20 protein-coding genes and 1 riboswitch are annotated in these 26,835 nt (G+C 75.0%); of the genes, 5 read left to right on the forward strand and 15 right to left on the reverse strand.

All coding sequences use genetic code 11. The features are described from left to right. Window positions 1-57 precede the first annotated feature (57 nt). Window positions 58-1,149: an amidohydrolase family protein gene (locus tag OG875_RS24755; RefSeq protein ID WP_330176429.1), complete on the forward strand. Its 1,092-nt coding sequence runs from the start codon at window positions 58-60 to the stop codon at window positions 1,147-1,149. A 511-nt stretch (window positions 1,150-1,660) separates the two neighbouring features. On the opposite strand, the gene cobC is transcribed toward OG875_RS24755, so the two are convergent. The 6 genes from cobC to cobM all read right to left on the reverse strand — a co-directional run bounded on the left by cobC (window position 1,661) and on the right by cobM (window position 8,518). Continuing rightward, window positions 1,661-2,761 (reverse strand): Rv2231c family pyridoxal phosphate-dependent protein CobC, encoded by a 1,101-nt coding sequence (gene cobC, locus OG875_RS24760; RefSeq protein WP_330176430.1) that lies wholly within the window; start codon window positions 2,759-2,761, stop codon window positions 1,661-1,663. Further along, window positions 2,745-3,680 (reverse strand): sirohydrochlorin chelatase, encoded by a 936-nt coding sequence (locus OG875_RS24765; RefSeq protein ID WP_330177893.1) that lies wholly within the window; start codon window positions 3,678-3,680, stop codon window positions 2,745-2,747. Before OG875_RS24765 ends, cobC begins: the two co-directional genes overlap by 17 nt. Window positions 3,681-3,745: 65 nt before the next feature. Beyond that, window positions 3,746-4,411, reverse strand: coding sequence for a precorrin-8X methylmutase (locus tag OG875_RS24770; RefSeq protein WP_330176431.1), 666 nt, complete (start codon window positions 4,409-4,411; stop codon window positions 3,746-3,748). Then, complete coding sequence (gene cobJ / locus OG875_RS24775) at window positions 4,408-6,411, reverse strand: precorrin-3B C(17)-methyltransferase (RefSeq protein WP_330176432.1); 2,004 nt, start codon at window positions 6,409-6,411, stop codon at window positions 4,408-4,410. Before cobJ ends, OG875_RS24770 begins: the two co-directional genes overlap by 4 nt. Next, complete coding sequence (gene cbiE / locus OG875_RS24780) at window positions 6,408-7,694, reverse strand: precorrin-6y C5,15-methyltransferase (decarboxylating) subunit CbiE (protein ID WP_330176433.1); 1,287 nt, start codon at window positions 7,692-7,694, stop codon at window positions 6,408-6,410. Before cbiE ends, cobJ begins: the two co-directional genes overlap by 4 nt. Beyond that, entirely contained in the window at window positions 7,691-8,518 is an 828-nt protein-coding gene (gene cobM, locus OG875_RS24785) for a precorrin-4 C(11)-methyltransferase (RefSeq protein ID WP_330176434.1), read from the reverse strand. The genes cbiE and cobM overlap by 4 nt, the downstream gene beginning before the upstream one ends. A 92-nt stretch (window positions 8,519-8,610) precedes the next feature. Here cobM and OG875_RS24790 point away from each other — a divergent pair, with 92 nt between their 5' ends. Then, window positions 8,611-9,375, forward strand: a complete 765-nt coding sequence (locus OG875_RS24790) for a ZIP family metal transporter (protein ID WP_330176435.1) — start codon at window positions 8,611-8,613, stop codon at window positions 9,373-9,375. Between the two features lie 68 nt (window positions 9,376-9,443). Here the strand turns inward: OG875_RS24790 and cobI are convergent, their stop codons facing one another. The 9 genes from cobI to OG875_RS24835 form a co-directional block, all read right to left on the reverse strand. Continuing rightward, a complete protein-coding gene (gene cobI / locus OG875_RS24795; RefSeq protein WP_330176436.1) occupies window positions 9,444-10,199 on the reverse strand; it encodes a precorrin-2 C(20)-methyltransferase in 756 nt (251 codons plus the stop codon). Then, the gene (locus OG875_RS24800) at window positions 10,196-11,755 is read right to left on the reverse strand and encodes a cobyrinate a,c-diamide synthase (RefSeq protein ID WP_443079187.1); all 1,560 of its coding nucleotides are present in this window, start codon (window positions 11,753-11,755) and stop codon (window positions 10,196-10,198) included. Before OG875_RS24800 ends, cobI begins: the two co-directional genes overlap by 4 nt. Beyond that, on the reverse strand, window positions 11,752-12,351 hold the full coding sequence (gene cobO / locus OG875_RS24805) for a cob(I)yrinic acid a,c-diamide adenosyltransferase (RefSeq protein WP_330176438.1): 600 nt from the start codon (window positions 12,349-12,351) through the stop codon (window positions 11,752-11,754). The genes OG875_RS24800 and cobO overlap by 4 nt, the downstream gene beginning before the upstream one ends. Further along, complete coding sequence (locus OG875_RS24810; protein WP_330176439.1) at window positions 12,351-14,459, reverse strand: putative cobaltochelatase; 2,109 nt, start codon at window positions 14,457-14,459, stop codon at window positions 12,351-12,353. Before OG875_RS24810 ends, cobO begins: the two co-directional genes overlap by 1 nt. Window positions 14,460-14,535: 76 nt before the next feature. Next, on the reverse strand, window positions 14,536-18,225 hold the full coding sequence (gene cobN / locus OG875_RS24815; RefSeq protein WP_330176440.1) for a cobaltochelatase subunit CobN: 3,690 nt from the start codon (window positions 18,223-18,225) through the stop codon (window positions 14,536-14,538). Continuing rightward, window positions 18,222-19,778 (reverse strand): cobyric acid synthase, encoded by a 1,557-nt coding sequence (locus OG875_RS24820; RefSeq protein ID WP_330176441.1) that lies wholly within the window; start codon window positions 19,776-19,778, stop codon window positions 18,222-18,224. Before OG875_RS24820 ends, cobN begins: the two co-directional genes overlap by 4 nt. After that, complete coding sequence (locus OG875_RS24825) at window positions 19,775-20,785, reverse strand: cobalamin biosynthesis protein (protein ID WP_330176442.1); 1,011 nt, start codon at window positions 20,783-20,785, stop codon at window positions 19,775-19,777. Before OG875_RS24825 ends, OG875_RS24820 begins: the two co-directional genes overlap by 4 nt. A 132-nt stretch (window positions 20,786-20,917) precedes the next feature. Continuing rightward, window positions 20,918-21,014, reverse strand: a riboswitch (adenosylcobalamin (AdoCbl) riboswitch). 229 nt (window positions 21,015-21,243) lie between these two features. Next, complete coding sequence (locus OG875_RS24830; RefSeq protein ID WP_330176443.1) at window positions 21,244-21,510, reverse strand: hypothetical protein; 267 nt, start codon at window positions 21,508-21,510, stop codon at window positions 21,244-21,246. Between the two features lie 131 nt (window positions 21,511-21,641). After that, entirely contained in the window at window positions 21,642-22,925 is a 1,284-nt protein-coding gene (locus tag OG875_RS24835; RefSeq protein WP_330176444.1) for an inorganic phosphate transporter, read from the reverse strand. A gap of 327 nt (window positions 22,926-23,252) precedes the next feature. Between OG875_RS24835 and OG875_RS24840 the strand changes: the two genes are divergently transcribed. The 3 genes from OG875_RS24840 (at window position 23,253) to OG875_RS24850 (ending at window position 26,786) form a co-directional block, all read left to right on the forward strand. Beyond that, entirely contained in the window at window positions 23,253-23,933 is a 681-nt protein-coding gene (locus tag OG875_RS24840; protein WP_330176445.1) for a class II aldolase/adducin family protein, read from the forward strand. A 117-nt stretch (window positions 23,934-24,050) separates the two neighbouring features. Next, a complete protein-coding gene (locus OG875_RS24845) occupies window positions 24,051-25,178 on the forward strand; it encodes an alpha/beta hydrolase (RefSeq protein WP_330176446.1) in 1,128 nt (375 codons plus the stop codon). 180 nt (window positions 25,179-25,358) lie between these two features. After that, window positions 25,359-26,786, forward strand: a complete 1,428-nt coding sequence (locus OG875_RS24850) for a hypothetical protein (protein ID WP_443079188.1) — start codon at window positions 25,359-25,361, stop codon at window positions 26,784-26,786. The last annotated feature ends 49 nt before the right edge of the window (window positions 26,787-26,835 follow it).

Consider the following 26,835-nt stretch of genomic DNA (forward strand, 5'->3'; position numbering starts at 1 on the left):
AACGGTGTTCGGACACTCCCTCGTCGAGGGTACTCAGCGCCTCGTAAGGTTCGGCCCATGACTGATCAGGCGGTGCTGCGGGTGAAGGGGCGGGTGCTCGTCGGCCCCGACGACGTCCGGGACGAGATGTGGGTCGTGGACGGGCGGACGACCTTCGAGCGCCCCTCCGGCGCGCGGGACGTCCGCACCGTCGTCGGCTGGGCGGTGCCCGGTCTGGTCGACGCGCACTGCCACGTCGGCCTGGACACCCACGGACCCGTGGACGAGGCGACCAGCGAGAAGCAGGCGCTCGCCGACCGGGAGGCGGGCACCCTGCTGCTGCGCGACGCGGGATCGCCGTCCGACACCCGCTGGATCGACGGCCGCGACGACCTGCCGAAGATCATCAGGGCGGGCCGGCACATCGCGCGCACCCGCCGCTACATCCGTAACTTCGCCCACGAGATCGAGCCGGGCGACCTTGTCGCCCACGTCGCCCGGGAGGCCCGGCGCGGCGACGGCTGGGTCAAGCTCGTCGGCGACTGGATCGACCGCGACGCGGGGGACCTGACCGCGTGCTGGCCGCGCGGCGAGGTCGAGGCGGCGATCGCCGAGGCGCACCGGATCGGCGCGCGCGTCACCGCGCACTGTTTCGCCGGCGTCGCGCTGCGGGACCTCGTGGAGGCCGGGATCGACTGCGTCGAGCACGCCACGGGCCTCACCGACGACACGATCCCGCTCTTCGCCGAGCGGGGTGTGGCGATCGTCCCGACGCTGGTCAACATCGCCACCTTCCCGGCACTGGCGGCGGGCGGAGCGGCCAAGTACCCGCGCTGGTCGGCCCATATGCGGCGACTGCACGAGCGGCGTTACGACACGGTGCGCGACGCGTACGACGCGGGCATCCCGGTCTTCGTCGGCACCGACGCGGGCGGCTCCCTGGCGCACGGCCTGGTGGCCGACGAGGTGGGCGAACTGGTCAAGGCCGGTGTCCCGCCGCTGGAGGCGCTGTCGGCGACCACCTGGGGAGCGAGGGCGTGGCTGGGCCGCCCGGGGCTGGAGGAGGGCGCTCCGGCGGATCTGGTGGTCTTCGACGAGGACCCGAGGGCGGATGTCCGGGTACTGGCGGAGCCCCGCCGGATCGTGCTGAACGGGCGGGTGGTGGGCTGAGGTTCGGCGGGGCGGCGGGGTGGGGCGGGGTGCTGGTCGGCGGCCCGGTCCGGCGGCCCGGTCCGGGGTCCTGGTCCGGGGGTGGCGTGGTGGCGGTCGGGTGCGGGTGCGTGAGGGCTGTACGTCCGGCGGTGCGGCCGGGCGCGCCACAGGTCCGCGCCGGTTCACTCTTCGTGGGTGGGGATTCCGGGTGTGATTGCGCGGCGAGCCGCGTCCGGCCCGCGCGCGCCGGACGAAGGGAGTCGGGTGCCGGGCGCGCCCGCGCGCGCCTGGGCTGTGTCCGGCACATGGTGTCGTCCGAACGCGGGGCGGGGCGTGCGCCCGTCGCGGAGCGGCTGATGTCCCCGCCGGTGCGTGCGCTCGCGAGGCGGAGGACCGGCATTGTGGACGGACCGGGCGTACGTGGCCGACTCCGACAACACACGGTGCTCCTCCCGTGCCCCCTCGGGGGCTACGGGGGAGAGCGTGCGTGCCGGGCGTAGCGCGCCAGACAACATGCGTCGGACACGGCCTAGCGGCGGGCCGCCGACAGGGCCTCGTCCAGCGCCCGCAGGAAACGGCCCGTCGTCGCCCGGTCCCGTACCGCGAGGCGCAGCCACCCCGGTCCGAGCCCCGGGAACGTGTCGCCGCGCCGGGCCGCGAAGCCCAGGGCGCGCAGCCGCTCCCGTACCTCGTCGGCCGGCTCCGTCCGTACGAGGACGAAGGGACCGGCGGCCGGTTCCACGGCGCGTACGCCGTCCGACGCGGCCAGCCCGGCCAGCAGGCGGGCCCGGTCCGCCGCCGTGTGCCGCGCGGCCGTCCCGGCCTCCGTGAGCGCTGCGGGAGTCATGCACGCCTCGGCGGCGGCCAGGGCGGGCGTCGACACCGGCCACAGCGGCTGGGCCGCGGCGAGTGCCGCGACGACCGCCGGCTCGGCCAGCACGTAACCGATCCGCAGACCCGCCAGCCCCCAGGTCTTGGTCAGACTGCGCAGCACCACCAGCCCCGGCACGTCGTGGCGCTCCGCCAGTGCCTCCGGTTCGCCCGGCACCGCGTCCATGAACGCCTCGTCCACCACCAGCGTCCGCCCCGGCCGTGCCAGCTTCACGAGGTCGGCGGCCGGATGCAGCACGGACGTCGGGTTCGTCGGATTGCCGACCACCACCAGATCGGCGTCCTCCGGGACGGCGGACGGATCCAGCCGGAAGCCGTCGGCCGCGTCGAGCAGCACGCGCCGTACGGGGTGACCCGCGTCCAGCAGTGCCGCCTCCGGCTCGGTGAACTGCGGGTGCACCACCACGGGGCGGCGCACCGGCAGGGCGCGCGCGAGCAGGACGAACGCCTCGGCGACGCCCGCCGTCAACAGCACCCGCTCCACGGGCAGCCGGTGCCGTGCCGCGACGGCGGCCCGTGCCGCGCGCCCGTCCGGGTAGGCGGCGAGACCGGTCAGGGAGGCGGCGATCCGGTCGCGCAGCCAGCGCGGGGGAGTGCCGGGGCGGACGTTGACCGCGAGGTCGGTCAGGTCCGCGCCGTCGTCGCGCACCTCGGCGTCGCCGTGGTGGCGCAGATCGTGCCTGCCCGTGGCAGTGTCCGTGTCGGGATCCGCGACAGGGGCGTCAGTGCGCGTGCGCATGGCTGCCGTGGCCGTGGCCGTGGCCGTGGCCGTTCTGACGACCGTGCCCGTGGCCGTGGTCGTGACCGTCCTCGTCGGGATGGAAGTGCGGCTGCTGCGGCGCCCCCACCTTGTCCTCGAAGCCCGGCAGCGCGATCCGGTACACGCACGAGTCGCAGTTCATCCGCAGGTCACCCCGGACCGCCTCGTGGTAGCGCTCCATGACCAGGTCCAGCAGCTCCTCGGCGGGCCCCACCACCTCGGCGGACACCACCTCGGCCTCCGGACGCCCCGCCGCCCACTCCCGTGTCTGCCGCACCACCCGATCCGGCAGGATCCCGGTGAACAGGAAGTACGGCAGCACCACGATCCGCCGCGCCCCGAGCCGGACACAGCGGTCCAGCCCGCTCGGCACGTCCGGCGCCGCCAGCGACACGAAGGCCGTCTCCACGCCGGCGTAACCGCGACCCTCCCAAAGAAGCCGCGCCGCCTTCAGCACCTCGGCGTTGGCGTCGGGGTCGGTCGAGCCGCGCCCCACGAGCAGCACCGTCACCTCCGACCGGCCACCGTCGTACCCCTCCAGGCCCGCCAGCGCCTCCTCCACCCGCCGCTCCAGGACGGCGAGCAGCCCGGGGTGCGGGCCGAGCGGACGGCCGTACGTGTACGAGATCCCCGGACGGCGCCCCTGCTCGCGCTTCAGGGCGGCCGGTATGTCGCCCTTGGCGTGCCCGGCGGACACCAGCATCAACGGCACGGCGGCGAAGCGCCTGACGCCCCGCTCGACCAGTTCCGCCACCGCCTCGCCGATCGGCGGCGCCGACAGTTCGATGAAGCCGCCCGCGACGGGCAGTTCGGGGTGGCGCCGGCCCAGCTCGCGCACGAACTCCCGGAACGCCTCGGCGCCCCCGGCGTCCCTGGTGCCGTGCCCGGCGACGAGCAGCGCGGGCGCGGGTGCGGAGCCGGTTGCGGACGGCGTCGCGGGTGTTGTGGTGGGTCGGGGGGAGGTCACACGTTCTCCTTGGCGAGCGGGCGCTGGGGCGGGTCGTACGGGTGGTAGAGCAGGGCGTTGAACGCGGCGGCGGCCACGGCGGAGCCGCCCTTCTCGGACACGTTGCTGACGGCCGGCAGACCGCTCTCGCGGAGCGCCGCCTTGGACTCGACGGCGCCGACGAAGCCGACCGGGAGCCCGATCACCAGCGCGGGCGCGGCACCCAGAAGAAGCAACTCCTCCAGGGCGGTGGGCGCGCAGCCGATCACCCAGACCGCGCCGGGGCCGACCCGCTCGAACGCGAGCCGTACGGCGTGCGCGGAACGGGTCAGCCCCGGCCCCGACACGGCCTCCTTGAGACGGCACACCGCCGAGCGGCGGGTGATCCCTGCGGCGACCATCTCCACGTCGGCGACGACCGGCGCCCCGGCGTGCAGCGCGCGGTGGGCGACGGCCAGCGTGGCCTCGTCGCAGACCAGGTCGGTCAGATACGCCGGATCGGCCGCCGAGTGGATGACGCGCTCCACGACCGCGCGGGTCAGCGGCGCCAGGTGCGAGGTGTCGACGCGGGCGCGCAGCCTGCGGAAGGACTCCTCCTCGATGGGGTGCACGACACGGGGAGTGACAGTCTGCGGGCGGTCGGGGCGGGGAGTGCCGGATCGCGGGCGGTCGGGGCTGCTCATCGGGCTCCCTCCGACTGCCACCGGTAGCCCCGGGGCGTCACCATGCGGCCGGCGATCTCCCGCGTGGCCGTGTTGCCGACCGTCACCACCGTCATCATGTCCACGGTCGTCGGATCGAGCCGGGCGAGCGTGGTGAGGTGGCTGGTGCCGTCGGGGCGGGAGGCGTTGCGTACGACGCCGACGGGTGTGCCGGGCGTACGGTGCTCCGCCAGCAGGGCGAGTGCCGTGGGCAGTTGCCAGTCCCGGCCCCGGCTGCGCGGGTTGTAGAAGGTGACCACGATGTCCGCCTCGGCCGCCGCGCGGACGCGGCGCTCGATGACCTCCCACGGAGTGTGCAGGTCGGACAGGCTGATGGAGACGTGGTCGTGGCCCAGCGGCGCGCCGAGTATCGCGGCGGCGGCAAGCGCGGCCGTCACCCCCGGCACGCCGACCACGTCGATGTCGTCGGCCGCCTCGGCGAGCGCCGGTGAGGCCATCGCGTAGACGCCCGCGTCCCCGCTGCCGACGAGGGCCACGGCGTGGCCCGTGCGGGCCTCTCGGACCGCCGTACGCGCGCGTTCCTCCTCGTGCCCGAGCCCCGACTCGATCACGCGCGTGCCGGGCCTCAGCAGGTCCCTGATCTGGTCGACGTACTGGTCGAGCCCGACGAGCACCGAGGCCCTCCGCAGCTCCCGCGTCGCGCGCGGCGTCAGCAGGTCCCGCGCGCCCGGCCCGAGACCGACGACGGCGAGCCGCCCGCGCGGCACCCGGCGTACGACGGCGCAGGTGGCCATCGCCGCGCGCCCCTCGGGGTGGGACTTCCGCTTCGGTACGAGGAGTTCACCGCCCGGCCCGGCAGCGGCCAGCGCGGCGGCCTCGGCGACGGACGGGGTGCCGACGGCGGCGAGGGGCGCGTCCGAGGGGTTGGGCACGGCGATCGAGGCCAGCACCTCGGCCGGGTACGTCCGCAGCGGCACCCCGAACCGGGCGGCGGCCCCGACGACGCCGGGCTCGTCCGCCTTGGCGTCGACGGTCGCCCACCCGGCCACGCTGAGGGGCGAGAGCCCGGCGGCCCGCAGTGCGTCCCGCACGAGCCCGTACACCTCGTCCACCCCGGCGCCCCTGCTGGCACCGACCCCGACGACGAGCGACGGGGGCCGCAGGACGGCGTCGGCGGGCCCGAGGGGCACGACGCGGTCGGTGACGTGGAGAGCGGCGACGTGAGGGTCGGTGGTGCTACCGGCGGGGGTGTGACGGGCGGGGGCGTGGCCCGCCGTGACGACGGTCCCGGCCGTCGCCGTTCCCGGTGCCGCGTCGGTGGCCCGCGCCGTCGAGGGCGCCTGCGGGGCCGCCGCCGTGCCCGGCTCGTCCGGCTCCTGCGGGCCGCTCGCGCCACGGGCGGCGGCTGTCGCGTCCTGGTGTGCGTTCCCGGGCGGCGCGTCCGGTCCAGCGGGGCCGTTGAGGGATGCCGCCGCGCCCCGGAGCGCGTTCGCCGTACCCGCCGCGGCCCCTGTAGGCCCCTCCGGCACCACGTTCGGCGGCAGCGGCGGCAGGGGCCACACCGCGTCCGCGCGCAGCGTCACCCGCGCGCCGTCGAGCATCGCGCGCGTGACCGCCGCCACCGCGCCCTCCACCGGCAGACCCAGGGTGTCCAGGCCGGGGATGCCCGTGGCGTCCGTCGCGGTCGTGATCACGGGGGCCGCCGCCAGGACCGAACCGACCTCCGCAGCCAGGGAGTTGGCCCCGCCGCCGTGGCCGCCGAGCAGGGACACCGCGTACCGCCCCGCCTCGTCCACGCACACCACCCCCGGGTCGGTCGCCTTGCCGGCCAGCAGCGGGGCCAGGAGGCGTACGGTCGCGCCCGTGGCCAGGAAGCACACCAGCTGTTCGCACTCCGCGAACGCGCGTTCCACCGCCTCGCGCACCGGGCCGTCGTAGACGCGGGTACGGGCGGGCCAGGCCGTGGCCAGCCGGTCGCGGGCCGAGGCACCCGCAGCCGTGGCGGAGATCAGGCCGATCACAGGGTCGCTCCTTGCGGTGGACGAGGTTCCGCCGGGGGGCGGTCGCCCCACAGCAGGAAGACGGGATTGGTGCCCGCGAGCCGGGTCACGTCACCCGGCAGCGGCGCGAGCCGGGACGCGTGCAGCAGGACGCCGCCGGTGGCGAACCCGGCCCCGGACAGTGCCTCGCGCACGGCCGGTACGCGGTCCAGGGCGGCCACCGACACCACCACCGTCCGCCGGGCCCGCCGCGCGCACGCCGCGACCACGGCGGGCAGGTCACCGCCCCCGCCTCCTACGAAGGCGGCGTCCGGATCGGGCAGCCCGGACAGCGCGTCCGGTGCCGAGCCGTGCACGGTCTGCACGTCCACGCCGTGCGCCAGGGCGTTGGCGCGGACCCGCGCGACGCCGTCGGACGACTTCTCCACGGCGATCGCCGCCGCGCCGAACCGCGCGCACTCCACGGCCACCGAGCCCGAGCCCGCGCCGACGTCCCACACCAGGTCGCCCGTCCTCGGCCCGAGCCGCGCCAGTGCCAGCGCCCGCACCTCGAACTTGGTGATCATCGAGTCCCGGTGCGCGAACTCCTCCTCGCCCAGGGCCCAGCGCGCGGGCCCCGGCCCCCGGCCCGCCAGCGTGCGCGGCAGCGGGGCGTGCGCCCGCGCCCGTACGTCGTCCAGGCACAGCACCACGCTCAGCGGCTCCGGCCAGTCCCGGGCGCCCGCGTCGGCGGGCGACAGCCGCTCGACCCGTTCGCCGTCCGGGTCGCCCAGCGCCGACGCGACGACGAGCGTGCGCGGCAGCCCGGTGTCCGCGAGCGCGGCGCCCAGCTCCGCCGGCCCCGCCCCCGGACCGGTCAGCACCGCCACCTTGGGGTGCGCGCGGCAGACGTTGACCGCCGTACGGAGGTCGCGCCCGTGGGCGCTGACGACGACCGCGTCGTCCCACGGCAGCCCGATCCGGGCGAACGCCACGGCGACGGACGGCGCGGCCGGCCGTACGTCCAGCGCCTCTGGCCCGAAGCGCCCGGCCAGTGCCCGGACGATCCCGAACAGCCCCGGATCGCCCGACGCCAGCACCACGACCCGGGCGCCGTCCCCGTCGGCCAGGTGCCGCGCGATCGCGTCCAGCGCCGGGGCCGGCGGGCCGAGGACCACCCGCGAGGTCCGTTCGGGCAGCCCGGCGAGCGACGCGGCCTCTTCAAGATGCCGCCGCCCGCCGACGACCAGGGTCGCCGCGCCCACCGCCCGCAGGGAGTCCGCGGAGAGCGGCGTGCCCGTGCCCGTACCGATGACCGTGATCACCGCGCGGCGCCCCGGGTCCGTTCCTCGCGCAGCGCCCTGCGGGCGTCCGGGTCGGCCCGCCGGAAACCGTGGAAGTGGCCCGGGTGGTAGAGATGCGAGCGCGTGCCCGACGCGGCCAGCGCGGGCCCCACCAGGAACAGAGTGTGCTTCCAGAGCCGGTGCTCCTTGACCGTCTCCTCCAGCGTGCCCAGGGTGCAGCGCACGACCAGCTCCTCCGGCCAGGTCACCTGATGGGCGACCACGACCGGCGTGGACGTCGGATAGCCGCCCTCCAGCAGCTCCAGGGCGAGCTGGCCCGACCGCGCGGCGGACAGGAACACCGCCATCGTCGTGCCGTGCCGGGCGAACTCCCGCACCTCCTCGCCCGGCGGCATCGGCGTCTTGCCCCCGCCGAGCCGGGTCAGGATCACCGACTGCGCGACCTCCGGGATCGTCAGCTCCCGCCCGGCCGCCGCCGCGACGGCGGAGAACGACGACACCCCCGGCACGATCTCCACCTCCAGCCCCAGCGCCTCGCAGCGGTCCAGCTGCTCCTGCGTACCGCCCCACAGCGCCGGGTCGCCCGAGTGGATCCGGGCCACCTTCAGACCGTCGCGCACCGCCCGCTCGTACACGGTGACGACGTCCTCCAGGGAAAGCGCCGCCGAGTCGAGGATCTCCGCGCCCTCGCGCGCGTGCTCCAGCACTTCCGCCTGCACCAGGCTGGCCGCCCAGATGACGACGTCGGCGTCGGCGATGGCCCGCGCCGCACGGAAGGTCAGCAGGTCGGCGGCGCCGGGGCCCGCGCCGACGAAGGTCACTCTGCCGGGGGTCGTGTCGGTCATCAGCGGCGTTCCTCGCGGGTCAACGGGGCGGGGGAGCGGAAGGGGTGAACATGGAAGTGCGGACCGGGGGCCCGATCGGCTAGCAAGGGCGCATGGCGGTGTTCGTCGCGCTCGGCGCGTTCCTCATGACGCTCTTCGGCGGCTGGACGGCGCAGCGCGTCACCGACCGGCGCCATCTGGTACTCGGCCTCGCGGGCGGACTGATGCTCGGCGTGGTCGGCCTCGAACTGCTCCCGGAGGCCATGGAGGCGGCCGGCGAGGACTTCCTCGGCGTCCACCAGGCGCTGCTGCTGTTCGTCGGGGGCTTCCTCTTCGCGCACGTCGTGGAACGCCTGCTGGCCGTCCGCAGGGCCGCGCACGGCGCGGCGGACGCCGACGACCCGCACCGGCACGGCCGGGACGCCGGGCGGCCCGAGCGCGCCCCGCAGGTGGGTCTGACAGCGGCGGCGGCGATGGTCCTGCACAGCCTGATGGACGGCGTCGCGCTCGGCGCCGCGTTCCAGGTCGGCGGCGGCATGGGCGCGACCGTCGCGCTCGCCGTCATCACCCACGACTTCGCCGACGGCTTCAACACGTACACGCTGACCAGCCTGTACGGGAACGACCGCCGCAGGGCCCTCGCGATGCTCCTCGCCGACGCCGTGGCCCCGGTCGTCGGCGCCGCCTCCACCCTGCTGTTCACCCTTCCGGAGGAACTGCTCGGCAGCTATCTCGGCTTCTTCGGCGGCGCGCTGTTGTATCTGGCCGCCGCCGAGATCCTGCCCGAGGCGCACCACGAGCACCCGGCCCTGTCGACACTGCTGTGCACCGTCGGCGGCGTGGGCTTCATCTGGCTGGTGGTGGCGACGGCCGCCTGACGCGCCCCGAAGCCCTCCCCGGGACTCCCTCCGGAGGTCTTCCCGACACCGCTCTTCCCGGCGGGCGTTCACAGCTTCCCTCCGCGCCCGCCGTCACGCCGCGCGGGCGCGATGAGCGTCGAGAGGTACGGCAGCGTCCCCCGCTCCAGCTCGGCGGCCGGCCGGATCGACTCCTCGGGCAGCCCCAGCGCCGACCCCCACACCGCGCCCTCGATACGGCCCGTCTCGCGCAGCGCCGCCGCGACCTCGCCCGCCAGCCGCCCGAACTTGTACGCGACGACGGTGCCCGGACCCTCCAGGGCGTCCTTCAGTACGGAGGCGCCCGCCGTCACCGGCACCAGCGTCAGCGGCTCGGTGCCCTCGGCCAGCACGGCGCCCCCGCGCGCGGCGAGGTCCTGCATCGCGGTGATCCCCGGCACGGTCTCCACGACCGTCCCCGGCAGCAGCTCACCGATCGTCTGGGCGAGATACGTGAACGTCGAGTACACGTTCGGGTCGCCGATGGTCGCGAACGCCACGCTTCCGTACGGATGCGCCCGCAGCAGCTCCGCGACGCGCGCGCCCGCCGCGTCCCACGCCGCCTCGCGACGGGCCCGGTCGGCGCGTTCGTTGAGCGCGAAGACGATCCGTACGACGTTCTCGGGCGCGACGTGGTGCAGCACCGTCGCCTCGGCCCGGCCCGGTTCCCCGCCGTCCGTGCCGTCGGCCGCCGCCATCACCGGTACGACGACGACATCCGCCTCCCGCAGCAGGCGCACGCCCTTCACCGTCACCAGTTCGGGGTCACCGGGGCCCACCCCGACCCCGACGAGTCTGCCGCTCATGCCGAGCACCTTTCGACGAATCTCCGTGCCACGCCGGGCGCCGCCGCCCAGTGCGTGTGCAGATAGCTGGCGTGCACACCCCGCTGGACGAACCCCTCCACCCGGCGCTCGGGCCGTACCAGCCCCCACGCGGGCGCCGCGCCGGCCCCCGGGTCCAGCACCGTCCGGTGGAACTCGTGGCCCCGCAGCCGGGTCCCGGCCGCCGCGAGGACGCTGTCCCCGACGGCGACCGCCTCCCGGTACCCGAGCGTCAGCCGCTCCGACATCCGCGCGTCCGCGTCGAGCACCCCGCACATCGGCGCCCCGTCCAGCGACCGCGCCAGATACAGCAGCCCGGCGCACTCGGCGGCCACGGGGGCGCCGGAGCCCGCCAGTTCGGCGACGGCCTCCCGCAGCGGCGCGTTGGCGCCCAGCTCGGGCGCGTACACCTCGGGAAACCCGCCGCCGATCACCAGCCCCCGTGTGCCGGGCGGCAGCCGCTCGTCACGGAGGGGATCGAAGACGACGACCTCGGCACCGGCGGCACACAGCAGCTCGGCGTGCTCGGCGTACGAGAAGGTGAAGGCGGCCCCTCCGGCGACGGCCACGACGGGCCTCGCCGCTGTCCGGGGGGCGGGCCCTTCCAGCCCCTCCGGCCTGTGAGGAGCAGGCCCTTCCAGCCCGTCCGGTGTGTGAGGAGCGGGGTCCGGGGCGGCGCCCCGGTTTCGGGAAGGGGCGGGTAGGGGACCAGGCCCGCCGCAGGCGCCACCCCCCACCTCCGCGCCCCCCACCTCCCGCACCGGCTCCCACACCCCCACCTCCAAAGGAGGCGCGCTGCGCGCCAACGCCAGCAACCCCTCCACGTCGCACCCCACCCGCACCCGCTCCGCCAGCCCCCGCACCACCGCCACCGCGTCTCCGCGCCGCTCCGCCACCGGCACCAGCCCCAGATGCCGCGATGGCGTCTCGATCTCCCGAGCCCGCCGCAGCACCCCGAACACCGGCACCCCCGACTCGTCCAGCGCCTCCCGCAACAGCTCCTCGTGCCGGTCGGAACCGACCTTGTTGAGGATCACCCCGCCGATCCGCGTCTCCGGGTCCCACGACGCGAAACCGTGCACCAGCGCCGCCACCGACCGGGACTGCGACGACGCGTCCACCACGAGCACCACCGGCGCCCGCAGCAGCTTCGCCACCTGGGCGGTGGAGGCGAGTTCGCCCTGCCCGGCAGCGCCGTCGTACAGCCCCATCACGCCCTCGACCACGGCCAGGTCGCAACCCGCCGCGCCGTGTGCGAAGAGCGGGGCGATCAGCTCCGTACCGCACAGATACGCGTCGAGGTTGCGGCCCGGCCGGCCCGTCGCCAGCGTGTGGTACCCCGCGTCGATGTAGTCCGGCCCGACCTTGTGCGGCGACACGGCGAGGCCGCGCCCGGCGAGGAGCGCCATCAGTCCGGTGGCGACGGTGGTCTTGCCGCTGCCGGAGGCCGGCGCGGCGACGACGAGACGCGGTACGCGGACGGTACGCCGCTCCGCGACAAGGGGCGCGGCCGTGGATGTGGCCGGGGAGGTGCTCACCACTCGATGCCCCTCTGCCCCTTCTGCCCCGCGTCCATCGGATGCTTGACCTTCGTCATGTCCGTGACCAGATCGGCCAGTTCGACCAGCGCCTCCGGCGCGTTCCGCCCCGTGATCACCACGTGCTGGGTCCCCGGCCGCTCCCGCAGCACCCGTACGACCTCGTCGGTGTCGACCCAGCCCCAGTGCATCGGGTACGCGAACTCGTCCAGCACGTACAGCCGGTACGTCTGGGCCGCCAGGTCCCGCTTCACCTGCTCCCAGCCCTCGCGCGCCGCGTCCTCGTTGGAAAGCTGACTGTCGCGCTGCACCCAGGACCAGCCCTCGCCCATCTTGTGCCAGTCGACCGAACCGCCCTCGCCGCTCGCCCCCAGCACCCTCAGCGCGTGCTCCTCGCCGACCTTCCACTTCGCCGACTTGACGAACTGGAACACCCCGATCGGCCACCCCTGCGTCCAGCCGCGCAGCGCGAGCCCGAACGCCGCCGTCGACTTGCCCTTGCCGGTGCCCGTGTGGACCACGACCAGCGGACGGTTGCGGCGCTGCCGGGTGGTGAGCCCGTCGTCCGGCACGACGGCCGGCTGTCCCTGCGGCATCAGGCCACCCTCCGCTGCGCGACCGGACGGCCGCCGCCCGGACGCGTGCCCGAAGGCCCGCCCGGCTTCCCGCCCGGACGGCTGCCCGAAGCGCCCTGTACGTCCCTGACCAGGCCCGCGATGCTGTCGGCGCGCAGCTCGTCGAGCGTGACGGCCGTCCCGCCCAGCTCGCCCGCGAGCGCCACCGCCAGCCCGAGCCGTACCGGCCCCGACTCGCAGTCCACGACCACCGACGCCGTGCCCTCGGCGGCGTGCAGCCGCGCCGCGCGCGTCCCGAGCGCCACCGCGTCGGCGCTCCCCGTCGCCCGCCCGTCCGTGACCACGACGAGCAGCGGGCGCCGCGCGGGGTCGCGCAGCCGCTCCACCCGCAGGACGTCGTGCGCCTTCAACAGCCCGGCGGACAGCGGCGTGCGCCCGCCCGTGGGCAGCGTCTCCAGCCGGACCGCCGCCGCGTCGACCGACGAGGTGGGCGGCAGCGCCACCGTCGCGTCCTTCCCGCGGAAGGTGATCAGCCCGACCTTGTCGCGCCGCTGGTACGCGTCGAGAAGCAGCGACAGCACCGCGCCCTTCACGGCCGACATGCGCTGCCGCGCGGCCATCGACCCGGAGGCGTCCACCACGAACAGCACCAGATTGCCCTCACGCCCCTCACGGGTCGCCTGCCGCAGATCGTCCCGCCGCACCACCAGCCCGCGCCCGGTCCGCCCGCGCGCCCGCTGGTGCGGGGCGGCGGCCTGGACGGTCGCGGCCAGATGCAGCGCGCCGAGTGCCCCCCGGGGCCGCCGCGACCCGGTCGTCCGCCCGTGCTGGGTCCGCGCCCGGGAGCGCCGGCCGGCGGCGCCTTCGCCGAGCCCCGGCACGCTCAGCACCTTCGTACGGAAGGGCTCGGCGGCCCGCACTGCCTGCTGCTCACCGCCGCCGCGCGCGCCCGGCGCCGGCTCGTTCCCGGCGGGCTCACCGCCCGCCGGGGCCTCACCGGCGGGGGAATCCCCGGGCGGCCCGTCCTGCGGCGGCTGCCCGCCCCCGCCGTCCGGCCCGCCCGGCCCGTCCGGATCCGGATCGTCGTCGCGCGTGTCGTCCTCGCCTCCGGACTCCTCCCCGCCGAACTGCTCCAGCGTGTCGTCCAGCGTGTCCTCGTCCAGCCCCGGCGCGTCGAACGGATTGCGCCGCCGCCGGTGCGGCAGCGCCAGCAGCGCCGCCTGCCGTACGTCCTCCGCCAGCACCACCGTGCGCCCGGCCCACGCGGCGAGCGCCGTCGCCGTCCGCGCCATCACGATGTCGGCGCGCATGCCGTCCACCTCGAACGCCGCGCACGTCGCGGCGATCTGCCGCAGTGCCGCGTCACCGAGCCGCACCTCGGGCAGCAGCGCCCGCGCCGCCACGATCCGCGCCCGCAGCGCGTCCTCCTCACCGGCCCAGCGTCCGGCGAACCCGGCCGGGTCGTCGTCGTACGCGAGGCGCCGCCGCACGACCTCCACCCGCTGGTCCGGCTCGCGCGACGCGGCGACCTCGACGGTCAGCCCGAAGCGGTCGAGCAACTGGGGCCGCAGCTCGCCCTCCTCGGGGTTCATCGTCCCCACGAGCAGGAAGCGGGAGGCGTGCCGTACGGACACACCCTCACGTTCCACGTAGGAGGCGCCCATCGCGGCGGCGTCCAACAGAAGGTCCACCAAGTGGTCGTGCAGGAGGTTGACCTCGTCGACGTACAGGATGCCGCGATGTGCGCGGGCCAGGAGTCCGGGTTCGAAACTCTTCACGCCCTCGGCCAGCGCCCGTTCGATGTCGAGCGCGCCGACGAGCCGGTCCTCGGAGGCCCCGACGGGCAGTTCGACCATCCGGGCGGGCCGCGACACGCCGGTCCCCGTCTCGTGCGGCCCGTCGGGACACGCCGGATCGGGCGCGGCCGGATCGCACGAGAACCGGCACCCGACGACGACCGGCACCTCGGGTACGAGCACCGAAAGGGCCCGTACGGCGGTGGACTTGGCGGTGCCCTTCTCACCCCGTACCAGCACCCCGCCGACGGCCGGGGAGACGGCGTTGAGCAGCAGCGCGAGCCGCAGGTCGTCCTGCCCGACGAGGGCGGTGAAGGGGTACGGCGTACTCACGGTGCCTCCAAGGCGTGGATCGGTGTGTGCGGCCCGCCCGGCGTCCGGGACCCGGCCGGGGCGACTCCCGCGGCCCTCATTCGCCGCCCGCTTCCAGGTCGCCCTCAAGCTCCAGATACGTCGCCCGCAGCCGCTCCAGCGTCCGCCCGTCCGGCTCCGCCCACAGCCCGCGCTCCGCCGCCTCCAGCAGCCGCTCCGTGATGCCGCGCAGCGCCCACGGGTTGGACTGCCGCATGAACTCCTGGTTCTCCGGCGCGAACACGTACTCGGCCGACAACTTCTCGTACATCCAGTCGTCCACGACGCCCGCCGTCGCGTCGTACCCGAACAGGTAGTCCACCGTCGCCGCCATCTCGAAGGCACCCTTGTAGCCGTGCCTCCGCATCGCCGCCATCCAGCGCGGATTGACCACCCGCGCCCGGAACACCCGGTGCGTCTCCTCGCCCAGCGTCCGGGTCTTCACCTGGTCCGGTGTCGCGCTGTCACCCACGTACGCCTCGGGCGACTCACCCGTCAGGTGCCGCACCATCGCGACCATGCCACCGTGGTACTGGAAGTAGTCGTCGGCGTCGACCAGATCGTGCTCGCGGGTGTCGACGTTCTTCGCCGCCACCTTGATCCGCCGGAACGCCGTCTCCATGTCCCCCCGCGCCGCGCGCCCGTCGAGCCCGCGCCCGTACGCGTAACCGCCCCACACCGCGTACACCTCGGCCAGGTCCGCGTCCGACTGCCAGTTCCGCGCGTCGATCAGCGGCAGCAGCCCCGCCCCGTACGCGCCCGGCTTCGACCCGAAGATCCGCGCCGTCGCCCGCCGCCGGTCGCCGTGCCCGGCGGTGTCCTCGTCGGCGTGCGCCCGCACGTAGTTGGACCCGGCCGGCTCGTCCAGCTCCGCCACCGCCCGTACCGCGTCGTCGATCAGCCCCACCACATGCGGGAACGCGTCCCGGAAGAAGCCCGAGATCCGCACCGTCACATCGATCCGGGGCCGCCCCAGCTCCGCCACCGGCACGATCTCGAAACCGGTGACCCGCCGCGACGCGTCGTCCCACACCGGCCGGCAGCCCAGCAGCGCCAGGATCTCCGCGATGTCGTCGCCCTGGGTGCGCATCGCGGAGGTGCCCCAGACCGTCAGCCCGACCGACGCCGGATAGTCGCCCGTGTCGGCCAGATAGCGGGCCACCAGCGAGTCCGCGAGAGCCTGGCCGACCTCCCAGGAGAGCCGCGAGGGAATGGCCTTGGGGTCGACGGAGTAGAAGTTGCGCCCGGTCGGCAGCACGTTGACCAGCCCGCGCGTCGGCGACCCGGACGGGCCCGCGGGGACGTAACCGCCGTTCAGCGCCTTCAGGATGTGGTCGATCTCGTCCGTCGTACAGGCCAGCCTCGGTACGACCTCCGTACAGGCGAAGCCCAGCACCGCCACCGCCGGCGGCAGTTCGTGTCCCAGCACCTCGCCCACCAGCGGCGCCGCCGCCGACAGCTCCCACCGCCGCTCCTCCATGCCCTCGGCGAGCCGGCGGCACAGCTGCTCCAGCAGGTCGACCGCGTCCGCCGCCGACCGCGCCGGACCCGCCACCAGCTCGGTCAGCTCCGCCGGGACCTTCACCGGCGCCCCCGGCTCGCCCAGCAACTCCTTCTCGACCAGCCCGAAGTGCTCCGCCAGCGCGGCCCGCAGACCCGGCAGCGCGTTCGCCGTACCGCCCCACACCTGCGAGGCGCGCAGCACCGCCAGCACGAGATTGACCCGCGCCTCGCCCTCCGGCCCACCGCCCAGAATGTGCAGACCGTCCCGGATCTGGACGTCCTTGATCTCACACAGATAGCCGTCGACATGCATCACGAACGAGTCGAAGTCGTCGTCGTCGGGCTGCTCGTCCACATGCAGGTCGTGATGCAGCTCGGCGGCCTTGACCAGCGTCCATATCTGGGCGCGCACGACCGGCGCCTTCGTCGGGTCGAGATCGCTGACCAGCGCGTACTCGTCGAGCAGTTGCTCCAGCTTCGCCAGGTCCCCGTAGGTGTCGGCGCGCGCCATCGGCGGCACCAGATGGTCCACCACCGTGGCGTGCCCGCGCCGTTTGGCCTGGGTGCCCTCGCCGGGGTCGTTGACGATGAACGGGTAGATCAGCGGCAGCTCACCGAGGACGGCGTCCGGGCCGCAGCCCGCCGACAGCCCGAGCCCCTTGCCGGGCAGCCACTCCATCGTGCCGTGCTTGCCCATGTGGACGATCGCGTCCGCGCCGAAGCCGCCCTCCCCGGACGCCGTCTCCAGCCAGCGGTACGCCGCCATGTAGTGGTGCGACGGCGGCATGTCCGGGTCGTGGTAGATCGCGATCGGGTTCTCGCCGAAGCCGCGCGGCGGCTGGATCATCACCACGACGTTCCCGAACCGCAGCGACGCGAGCACGATGTCCCCGCCGTCCACGTACAGCGAACCCGGCGGCTCGCCCCAGTGCTCCAGCATGCCCGCGCGCAGCCCCGGCTCCAGCCGGTCGAACCAGGCGCCGTAGTCCGCGAGCGGCACCCGCGCGGGCGCCACCGCGAGCTGTTCCTCGGTCAGCCACTCCACGTCGTGGCCCCCCGCGTGGATGAGCCGGTGGATCAGCTCGTCACCGTTGTCGGGGTGCCCGTCCGCGCCCTCGCCGACCGCGTAACCGGCGTCGCGCAGCGCGTCCAGCACCCGCACGGCGGAGGCGGGGGTGTCGAGACCGACCGCGTTGCCGACCCGTGAGTGCTTCGTCGGGTAGGCGGTGAACACCACGGCCAGCTTCTTCTCCGCGTTCGGCGTGTGCGCCAGCCGCGCGTGCCGCACCGCGATCCCGGCGACCCGGCCCGCCCGCTCCGGATCGGCCACGTACACCGGGACGCCGTCCGGCCCCTCCTCCTTGAAGGAGAACGGCACCGTGATCAGCCGCCCGTCGAACTCAGGGATCGCCACCTGCATCGCCGCGTCCATGGGCGACAGCGCGGCGTCCGACGCGTCCCAGGTGTCCCGCGACGACGTCAGACAGAGCCCCTGGAGGATCGGTACGTCGAGGTCGGCGAGCGCCCCGATGTCCCACGCCTCCTCGTCGCCGCCCGCCGACGCGTCCGAGGCGCGCGTGCCGCCCGCCGCGAGGACAGTCGCGATCAGCGCGTCCGCCGCGCCCAGCCGCTCGTACAGGGCCGGATCGGCGCCGCGCAGCGAACCGCAGTACACCGGAAGCGCGTTGGCGCCCCGCTCCTCGATCCGGTCGCACAGCGTGTCCACGAAGGACGTGTTCCCCGACAGGTGGTGCGCCCGGTAGAAGAGCACCCCGACGGTCGGCCGTCCTTCCACAGAGGCGCGTTCGCCGTGCACACCCCACTCGGGCATCGCGCGCGGCGCCTCGAACCCCTCACCGGTCAGCAGCACCGTGTCGGAGAGGAACCGCGCCAGCTCCGCCAGGTTCTCCGGCCCGCCCTCCACCAGATAACGCAGTGCCTCGGCCACCACACCGGCGGGCACCGACGACTCGGCCATCAGCTCCGCGTCCGGCACGGACTCCCCGCCCAGCAGCACCGTCGGTGTCCCGGACGCGGCGAGCGCGGCCAGCCCGTCCTCCCAGGCGCGTTTGCCGCCGAGGAGACGTACGACGGCTATCCGCGCCCCGGCGAGCAGCGCGGGCAGGTCGCCCGCGGCGTCGATCCGGGTCGGGTTGCCGATCACGTACGGCGCCCCGGAGGCGCGCGCCGCCAGCAGATCGGTGTCCGCGGTGGACAACAACAGGACCGTGCTTGCCGTGTTCATGGCGCTCCAGGTGCGACGAAGGGAAGTCCTGACGGGGCGCCCGACTCGATCAGCCGCAGCAGCGCGTCCGTGTCCGCGTGTTCTTCGATCAGATCGCCGAGGAGGTCGAGCTGCTCCTCGCGCAGGGCGGCGAACGAGGTGTCCGGGGCGGGGACGAAACGGCGCCCGGCCGCCGAGGCCACCTCGGTGAGGAAGGCGCGGCGGAAGCCGTCGCTCTCCAGCGAGCCGTGCCAGTGGGTGCCCCACACCTGGCCCGAGCGGCAGCCGTCGAGGCGACGCCCGGCGCTGTCGACGAGGAACGGGTCGCCGCCTTCCACGGAGGCGACGCCGTGGTGGATCTCGTACCCCTCGACGCGTTCGCCCAGCGCTTCGCCGACGGGCCGCCCCAGGGTCTTCCCCCGGGCGAACTCGACGCGTACGGGCAGCAGTCCGAGCCCGGCCACCGAGCCCGCGCGGGACTCGACGGTGTCGTCGATGTGCTCGCCGAGGAGCTGGTAGCCGCCGCAGATGCCGAGGACGGGGCGGTGTTCGGCGGCGCGCCGCAGCAGCGCGCCGGCGAGACCGCGCTCACGCAGCCAGGCCAGGGCACGCACCGTGCCGCGCGTGCCGGGCACGATTACCAGGTCCGCGTCCGTGATCTCGTCCGGGCGGTCCACGAACCGCACCACGACGCCCGGTTCGGCCGCCAGCGCGTCCACATCGGTGAAGTTGGACATCAGCGGCACCGCGCAGACGGCGACCCGCAGGACCTCCTCTCCGTACGGAGGAGTCACCGCCGACTCCCGTACGGCGCCGCGCAGCGAGACCCGCAGCCCGTCCTCCTCGTCGATGCCCAGTCCGTGGCGGAAGGGCAGCACACCGTACGTGGCGCGGCCGGTCAGCCCGCGCAGCATCTCCAGGCCCGGCTCCAGCAACGACACGTCGCCCCGGAACTTGTTGACGAGATACCCCGCGACCAGGGCCTGGTCCTCGGCGCTCAGCAGCGCCGTCGTTCCGAAGAACGACGCGAAGACACCGCCCCGGTCGATGTCGCCGACCACCACGACCGGCAGCCGCGCCGCCCGCGCCACGCCCATGTTGACGATGTCGGTACGCCGCAGATTGATCTCCGCCGGGCTTCCGGCGCCCTCGCAGATCACCGCGTCGTACGTGCTCAGCAACTCCTCCAGACAGTCCACGACGGTGCCCAGCAGGGTCTCCTGGCGGCCGGGACCGGAGCCGTCACCGTGGTAGCCGCGCGCGCTCAGTTCACCCACCGGCCGTCCCAGCAGGACGACCTGACTGCTGCGGTCGCCGCCCGGTTTGAGCAGGACGGGGTTCATCAGCGCCGTCGGCTCCACCCGGGCCGCCTGGGCCTGCATCGCCTGCGCCCGGCCGATCTCGGCGCCCTCGCGCGTCACGAACGAGTTCAGCGACATGTTCTGCCCCTTGAAGGGCGCCACCTTCACGCCCCGGCGCACCAGCCAGCGGCAGATGCCCGCCGTGACGACGCTCTTCCCGGCGTCGGACGTGGTGCCCGCGACGAGCAGCCCACCGCCGCGCCGCCCGCTCATCGGGCCCTCCTCTTGAGGAGGTTGCCGCGGAGGCCGCGTCCGGCCGCTCCGGCCAGCAGCCGTCCGGCGGCACAGACCGCGAGGGCCAGCACACCGACCCGGTGCGACAGCCGTACCGCCCGTTCGATGTCGGCGACCTCCACCGGCCGCCCGCCGCCATTGAGCACCGGCCGGTGCTCGACCCGTCCGCCGTACGCGAGGGTGCCGCCGAGCCGTACGCCCAGCGCGCCCGCGAACGACGCCTCCACGGGGCCCGCGTTGGGGCTCGGATGGCGGCCCGCGTCCCGGCGCAGCACCCGCAGTGTCCGCGCGGGCGCCCCGCCCGCCACGGCCGCCAGCAGCGCCGTCAGCCGGGCGCCGGGCCAGCCGGCCACGTCGTCCAGCCGTGCCGAGGCCCAGCCGAACCGCAGATGGCGCGGCGACCGGTGCCCCACCATGGCGTCCAGGGTGTTGACGGCGCGGAACGCGGCCAACCCCGGCACCCCGCCGAACGCGCCCCACACCAGGGCCCCCACGACGGCGTCCGAGGTGTTCTCGGCGACGGACTCCACGACGGCGCGTGCGATCTGCCCCTCGTCCAGGGCCTCCGGGTCCCGCCCGCACAGGTGCGGCAGCCGCTTCCGCGCGGCCCCGGTGTCCCCGGCCGCGAGCGCCCCGCCGACGGCGCGCGCCTCGCGCCCCAGCGACGTACCGCCCAGCACGGTCCAGGTGACGGCGGCGGTCAGGGCCACGGACGCGCCGGTACGGCCCCGCAGGCCGCGCGCCACGAGCGCGGCCACCCCGGCCGTACCCCCGGCGCACACCACGGTGTGGAGCGCGCCCCAGCCCCGGTGGTCGTGCCACAGTCGGCGCTCGACGGCGCCCGCGACCCGCCCGAAGGCGGCGACCGGATGGCCGCGCCGGGGATCGCCGAGAAGCCGGTCGGCGAGCAGACCGGCGGCGGCGCCGTACGCGAAAACGCTTCCCGGGGCCGGTCGTCGACGGCCCGCCGTGTGCTCGGCACGCATCGCTCAGCCCGCCGACACGCCTCGGCACACGCGCGGAGGTCTCGTACTCACCGCTCTGGACAGGACAGTTGAACCGCGGCCGGGCATGGCGATATGTCCTCACTCAGGGTCCGCGCCCCGGTTCGACGTGATGCGGCGACGAGAGTTCCTGACTCCGGGAGACATGGCTGTCTCCCGTCACAGTGGCGGGACCGCGCCGGATTCGCACCGGGCTTCCTCTCGCTGTCGCCGTAGTGGCCTCGGCAGTCCACCACGCGTGGGAACCCCCGTCAACCAGGCTGTGACCTGCGACGGGGCGGTGTGCTGAGGCCCACACGAGAGGGCACGACCCGTCAGGGGACAGTCAGGGGACAGCCAGGGAACAAGGGGAGAGGGGAGAACAGCGACGAGGGAGGGGACGACCCGTACGGGCCGTCCCCTCCCTCGTGTGCGTTCCGCGTACGCGTACGCCCGCCGTGTCAGGCGACGATCACGTAGATCCCGTACGACACGGCCGCCAGGCACAGGGCGAAGCAGACGTACGCGCCGGTGCGCGCCAGGGTCACGGAACCGGAAACGGAACCGGAGCCGGACCCCGTGGCGGTGGCCGCCGACGCCGGGCCCCGCGCGGCGGAGGCGCCCTTGGAGAGCCCCACGATGCCGAGGGTGAACAGGCCCACCAGCGCGACGGTGGTCACAAGACTGACGCCGAAGACGGAGCCGAGCGCCGCCCAGTCGATGTTCATACGGAAAGTGTCCTTCGCTTCGTCGGGCCGTCGATGTCCGGCCGTCGATGTCGGGCCGTCGGTACCGGAGCGGATGTCGTCCGGCAGGTGTGGTCCGGTGGGCGGCGGCCGGTGCCGGGCGGGTGCCGGGGTCAGACCGCCGCGGGCCGCGCCGGTTCGGCGGGGTCCCCGGCCTCCGCACCCGCCGGTGCGGGTACCGGTGCCGGAATGGTGGCGGCGAGGAGGTCCGACGCCGGACCGCCCACGGGCGGCGGGGAGACGGCCGCGACGGCGGCGGTCACGACACCCATCGGCTCGTCCGCCCCGGCGGCCCCGTCCGTCTCGTTGACATTGGTGTGGTCGACGGGCTGGCGGCGCGAGGCGAACCAGATGACCGCCGACAGCGCGACGAGCAGCGCGGCGGTGACCGCGATGCCCCACGGGCCCTGACCGGTCAGGAACTCGGCACCCGCCGCGACCAGACCGGCGGCCGGCAGGGTCAGCCCCCAGGCGATGAACATCCGGGTCGCGGTCGACCAGCGGACCACCCCGCCCTTGCGGCCGAGCCCGGCGCCCATCACGGCTCCGGAGCACGACTGCGTGGTGGAGAGCGAGAAGCCCAGGTGGGACGAGGCCAGGATGACGGTCGCCGCGCTGGTCTGGGCGGCGAAGCCCTGCTGCGGCCGGAGGTCCGTCAGCCCCTTGCCCATGGTGCGGATGATGCGCCAGCCGCCGAGGTAGGTGCCGAGGGCGATCGCGACACCGGCGGAGACGATGACCCACATCGGCGGGTTGGAACCGGGCGCGAGAACACCGCCGGTGACCAGGGCCAGGGTGATGACACCCATCGTCTTCTGCGCGTCGTTGGTGCCGTGCGCGAGGGAGACGAGACCGGCGGACGCGATCTGGCCGGCCCGGTAACCCTTCGCCGTGTCCTTCTCGTCCGTGCCGCGGCCGATGCGGTACGTCAGCCGGGTGGCGAGCATCGCGGCCAGACCGGCCACCAGCGGGGCGGCGAGCGCCGGGAGCAGGACCTTGGTCACCACGACGCCGCCGTCGACACCCGAGGGGCCGACGGACATCAGCGTGGCGCCGATGAGACCGCCGAAGAGAGCGTGGGAGGAGCTGGACGGCAGTCCGAGCAGCCAGGTGAACAGATTCCACAGGATGGCGCCGACGAGCGCCGCGAAGATCACTTCGGTTCTGATGCCCTGTTCGTTGATGAGCCCGCCGGAGATGGTCTTGGCGACCTCGACCGACAGGAACGCGCCGACGAGATTGAGCACGGCGGACATCGCCACCGCGGTCTTGGGTTTCAGGGCGCCGGTCGAGATGGTCGTCGCCATCGCGTTGGCGGTGTCGTGGAAACCGTTCGTGAAATCGAACACGAGAGCCGTCACGATCACGATCGCGAGTAGCAGCGTGATGTGTTCCATTTACCCAGGCATTCTCTTGACGTCATTGGCCGTTCAGGAACGTAGGGATGTTGAGTGAACGGAAGATGAACTGGGGCGGGCTTTGCGGTGACTCTCCTCCGAGGGGGATCGTCCCGCCCCCGCGAGGTGTTCGGCACACCGGCTTCGGGAGGCACCGCCGGATTCCGCTCAGCCCGTGCGGCGCCCGGCCTCCGCCCCGTTCCGCCCCCGCGTCCGGACACCGCACGGTGCCTCCGCCGGGTCGGCCGCCGGCGCGCCCGGCCCTGTGGGATTTCACCCAACCGTGGCCCACCGGACGCCCCTTGGGTCACCTGGCAGGATCGCGGCATGACGGAAACCGGACACGAACCCGACCCCGCGCACCCGCACGCGATCGAACAGGCATGGCGCGACCTCGTCGCCACCGCCCGCCGCAGCGCCGCCGACGGGCTGGTCGTCGGCACCTCCGGCAATGTCTCCGTACGCGTCGGCGACCTGGTCCTCGTCACCCCGAGCGGAGTCCCGTACGACCGGCTGACGCCGGAGGACACCGTCGCCGTCGGACTCGACGGCCGACAGGTCCTCGGCCGCCTGAAACCCACCAGCGAACTGCCGATGCACCTGGCGCTCTACCGCACCACCGACGCCCGCGCCGTGGTCCACACCCACGCCGTGCACGCCACCGCCGTCTCCACCCTCGTGTCCGAACTCCCGCTGATCCACTACATGGCGGCCGACTTCGGCGGACCGGTACGGGTCGCCCCGTACGCGACGTACGGCACCGACGCCCTCGCCGCGCACATGCTGCGCGCCCTGCGCGACCGCACGGGCTGTCTCCTCCAGAACCACGGCACCGTCACCTACGCCGGGACCCTGGACAAGGCGTACGACCGCACGGCCCAACTGGAGTGGATGTGCCGCCTCTGGCTCACCGCGGGCTCCGTCCCCGGCCACACCCCCTCCCTGCTCACCCGGCAGCAGGTGCGCGAGGTCGAGGAACGGCTCAAGGGGTACGGCCAGCAGGGCTGACCGCGCCCCGGCCCGGCCCCCGTGCCCCCACGGCCCCGGCCGCCCCGCCCTCCGCCGCCGTCACCCCGTACGCCGCCTCCGCTGGCCGACCCGGCCGTCCGTACCGACACTGAGGACATGCGCCCGGCCAGAGCGACGGCAGCAGCCGTCACCACAGTGATCGGTGTCGGAACGGCCGCCGTGGCGGCCGGCCGGTACGCCAGCGACGCCGCGCTCAAGGCGCCCCCGGGGCGCCCCCTGCCCGGCGACCCCCGGCTCACCGTGCACGGCACCGCCGCCGGGCACATCACCCTCACCCGCTGCCTCGCCTCGCTGCGCCCCGGCGTCTACGGGCTGGAGTCCGACAGCGTCCACGCCGTCGTCGGCCCCGTCATCGACGACGTCCCGCACTCCGCCGACACCGTCGTCCGCCGGCTGGAGCGCGTCTCCCACGGCGCGCTCGCCCCCGGGAGCCGGGTCCGCCTCACCCCCCGGCTCCACCACGGCGACCCGGCCAGTGCCCTCGGCATCGAGTACGACCGGGTGGAGATTCCCGGCGAACTCGGCACGCTGCCCGGCTGGTTCGTCCCCGGCAGCCGGGAGACCTGGGTGATCACCGCGCACGGCATCGGCAGCACCCCGGAGCACCCCATGAACCTCATGGAGTTCCTGATCGAGCAGCAGCTCCCGATCCTGAACCTGGCCTACCGGGGCGACCCGGGAGCCCCGCACTCCCGGGACGGCCTCGGACACTTCGGCGACTCCGAGTGGCGCGACCTCGACGCGGCGATCCGCTTCGCCGTCCGGGGCGGCGCCGAGAACGTCGTCCTGTACGGCTGGTCCGTCGGCGCCACCATGGCCCTGCACACCGCCGCGCGGTCCGGACAGCGCGACCGCGTCCGCGGGCTCGTGCTGGACAGCCCGGTCCTCGACTGGGAGGCCACCGTGCGCGCCCTGGCCACCGCCCGCCGCACCCCGGGTGCCCTGCTGCCGCTGGCCGTCCGCGCCGCGCGGGGCCGCACCGGGCTGCGCGGCGGCCGGCTGCCCGTGGTCGCCGACCCGGAACGGCTCCACGTCCCGACCCTGATCCTGCACGGCCCCGACGACGCCGTCGCCCCCTGGTACCCCTCCCGGGAACTCGCCGCGCGCCGCCCCGAACTCGTCACCCTGCACACCGTCTCGGACGCCCCGCACGCCGCCATGTGGAACGCCGACCCCACGAGTTACGAGGAGGCGCTCCGCCGTTTCCTCACCCCCCTCATGTGATACCCCCCTCCCCTTCCGCACCGCCGCCACGGGCGGCCCCCGCGACGCCCCGGCCGGCCCTCCGGGCCGCCTCCGGCCACCCTCCGCTCCGGTGTCTTCCCGGGCGTGTGACCGGCCGGTGGAGACCCGTCACGGAGGTTCCGTTTGGGCTTTCGGGCAATCAGCGGGAAGACTGCTCCCGTGACGTCCCGAAAGCCTGATGAGCAATTGGCGCGCAACTCCAGACTCCGACTCGTCCGCCCGCGAGCCCTGACCACGGCCCGACGGGCCGTGACCAGCGGGCGGACACGCCCGGCGCCCCGCCCGCCGGAGGGCACACCGCCCCCCGCCGAGCTGGCCCGCCAGGCGCGCGCCGTCCTCGCCGACGCCGTACGGATCGCCCGCTGGGCCGCGGCCGAACGCGATCCCGGCGCGGGCCCCCTCGCCCCGGCCGCCCGCGAACGCGCCGCCCGCGCCCTGGAGCTGACCCCGGACCAGGTCAGCGCGGGCTGGGACCGCGCCAGGCTCGCCGGGCTCGTCGAACTGCACGGCGGCACCGCGCGCCCCGGCTGGCGCCTGCGCGCCTGGGACCGGGACGACTCCGCCGTGCTGCGCGGCTGGGTCGCCCTCTTCGACGCCTGGTCGCTCGTCCACTCCGCCCCGGCCGACGTCGCGCCCGCGACCGTCGCCGAGGTCGTGGAGGCCCTCCCCCAGGTGCTCTCTCTCCTTCAGCTGTCGGCCGGCCCCGTACTCGTACCGGCCCTGCTCGACCTGCTCCAGCAGCGCGTCGCGGAACTGCGCGACGAGCGCTGCGAGGTCCCGTACGACCCCGCCGCCGCGTCCGGCCCCGCCGCCGCCCCGACCGCGTCCGCGCCGGAACCCGAGCCCGCGCGGGCCGTCGACACCGTCCCGCTGCCGCCGCTCCTCGACTGGGCCCTGGAGGGCCTGGCCGCCGTCGGGGCGCTCACCCTCGGCGAGGGCCAGGCGACCCTCACCCCGCTCGGCAACTGGGCGGTCTGGGTCAAACTGGAGCAGATCTGCGTCGCCGCCCAGAGCCCCGCGGGCAACATCGAGCAGTCCGCCGACAACATGCTGCGCGGCTGCGCCGGCCTCACCCCCGGCCCGGCCCGCGCCGAATACCGCGCCTGGCTCGCCGCCCGCACCGTCGGCAGCGCCGTCGGTGAACTCCTCGCCGTCGCCCGGGGCGAGGACGCCCTCCTGCGCGGGCTCGCCTTCGAGGCGCTGCGCGTCGTCGGCGCCCCCGCCGAACCCGAGGTGCGCGCCGCCTCCGCCGAAGCCTCCCTGCGTCCCTACGCCCTGCTCTGGCTCGCCGAGTACGAGGGCACGGACCCGGAGGACGCCCCCGACGTCCTCACCCGCGAGGAGTCGACCTGGCTGTGGGTCGACACCGCCGCGGCCGTCGCCGACCACGGCGACAGCGCCCTGCTGGTCCGCCATCTCGACTCGGCCGTCCAGGGCACCGTCCCCGCCCTGCTGGACGAGATCAGGGCCGTCGGCCATCCCCGTACCGTGCAGGTGCTGGTCGCGCTGGCGGCGGCGCATCCGGACCCGGCACTGGCCAAGGCCGTACGCCGGGCCGCCTTCCAGGTCCACACCGGAGGATCCTGACCGGCCGCCCCGGCCCCGGTCACCTCAGCCCCTTGCCGCCTCGGGCCCC

It is taken from the genome of Streptomyces sp. NBC_01498, assembly GCF_036327775.1.
Taxonomy (GTDB): Bacteria; Actinomycetota; Actinomycetes; order Streptomycetales; family Streptomycetaceae; genus Streptomyces.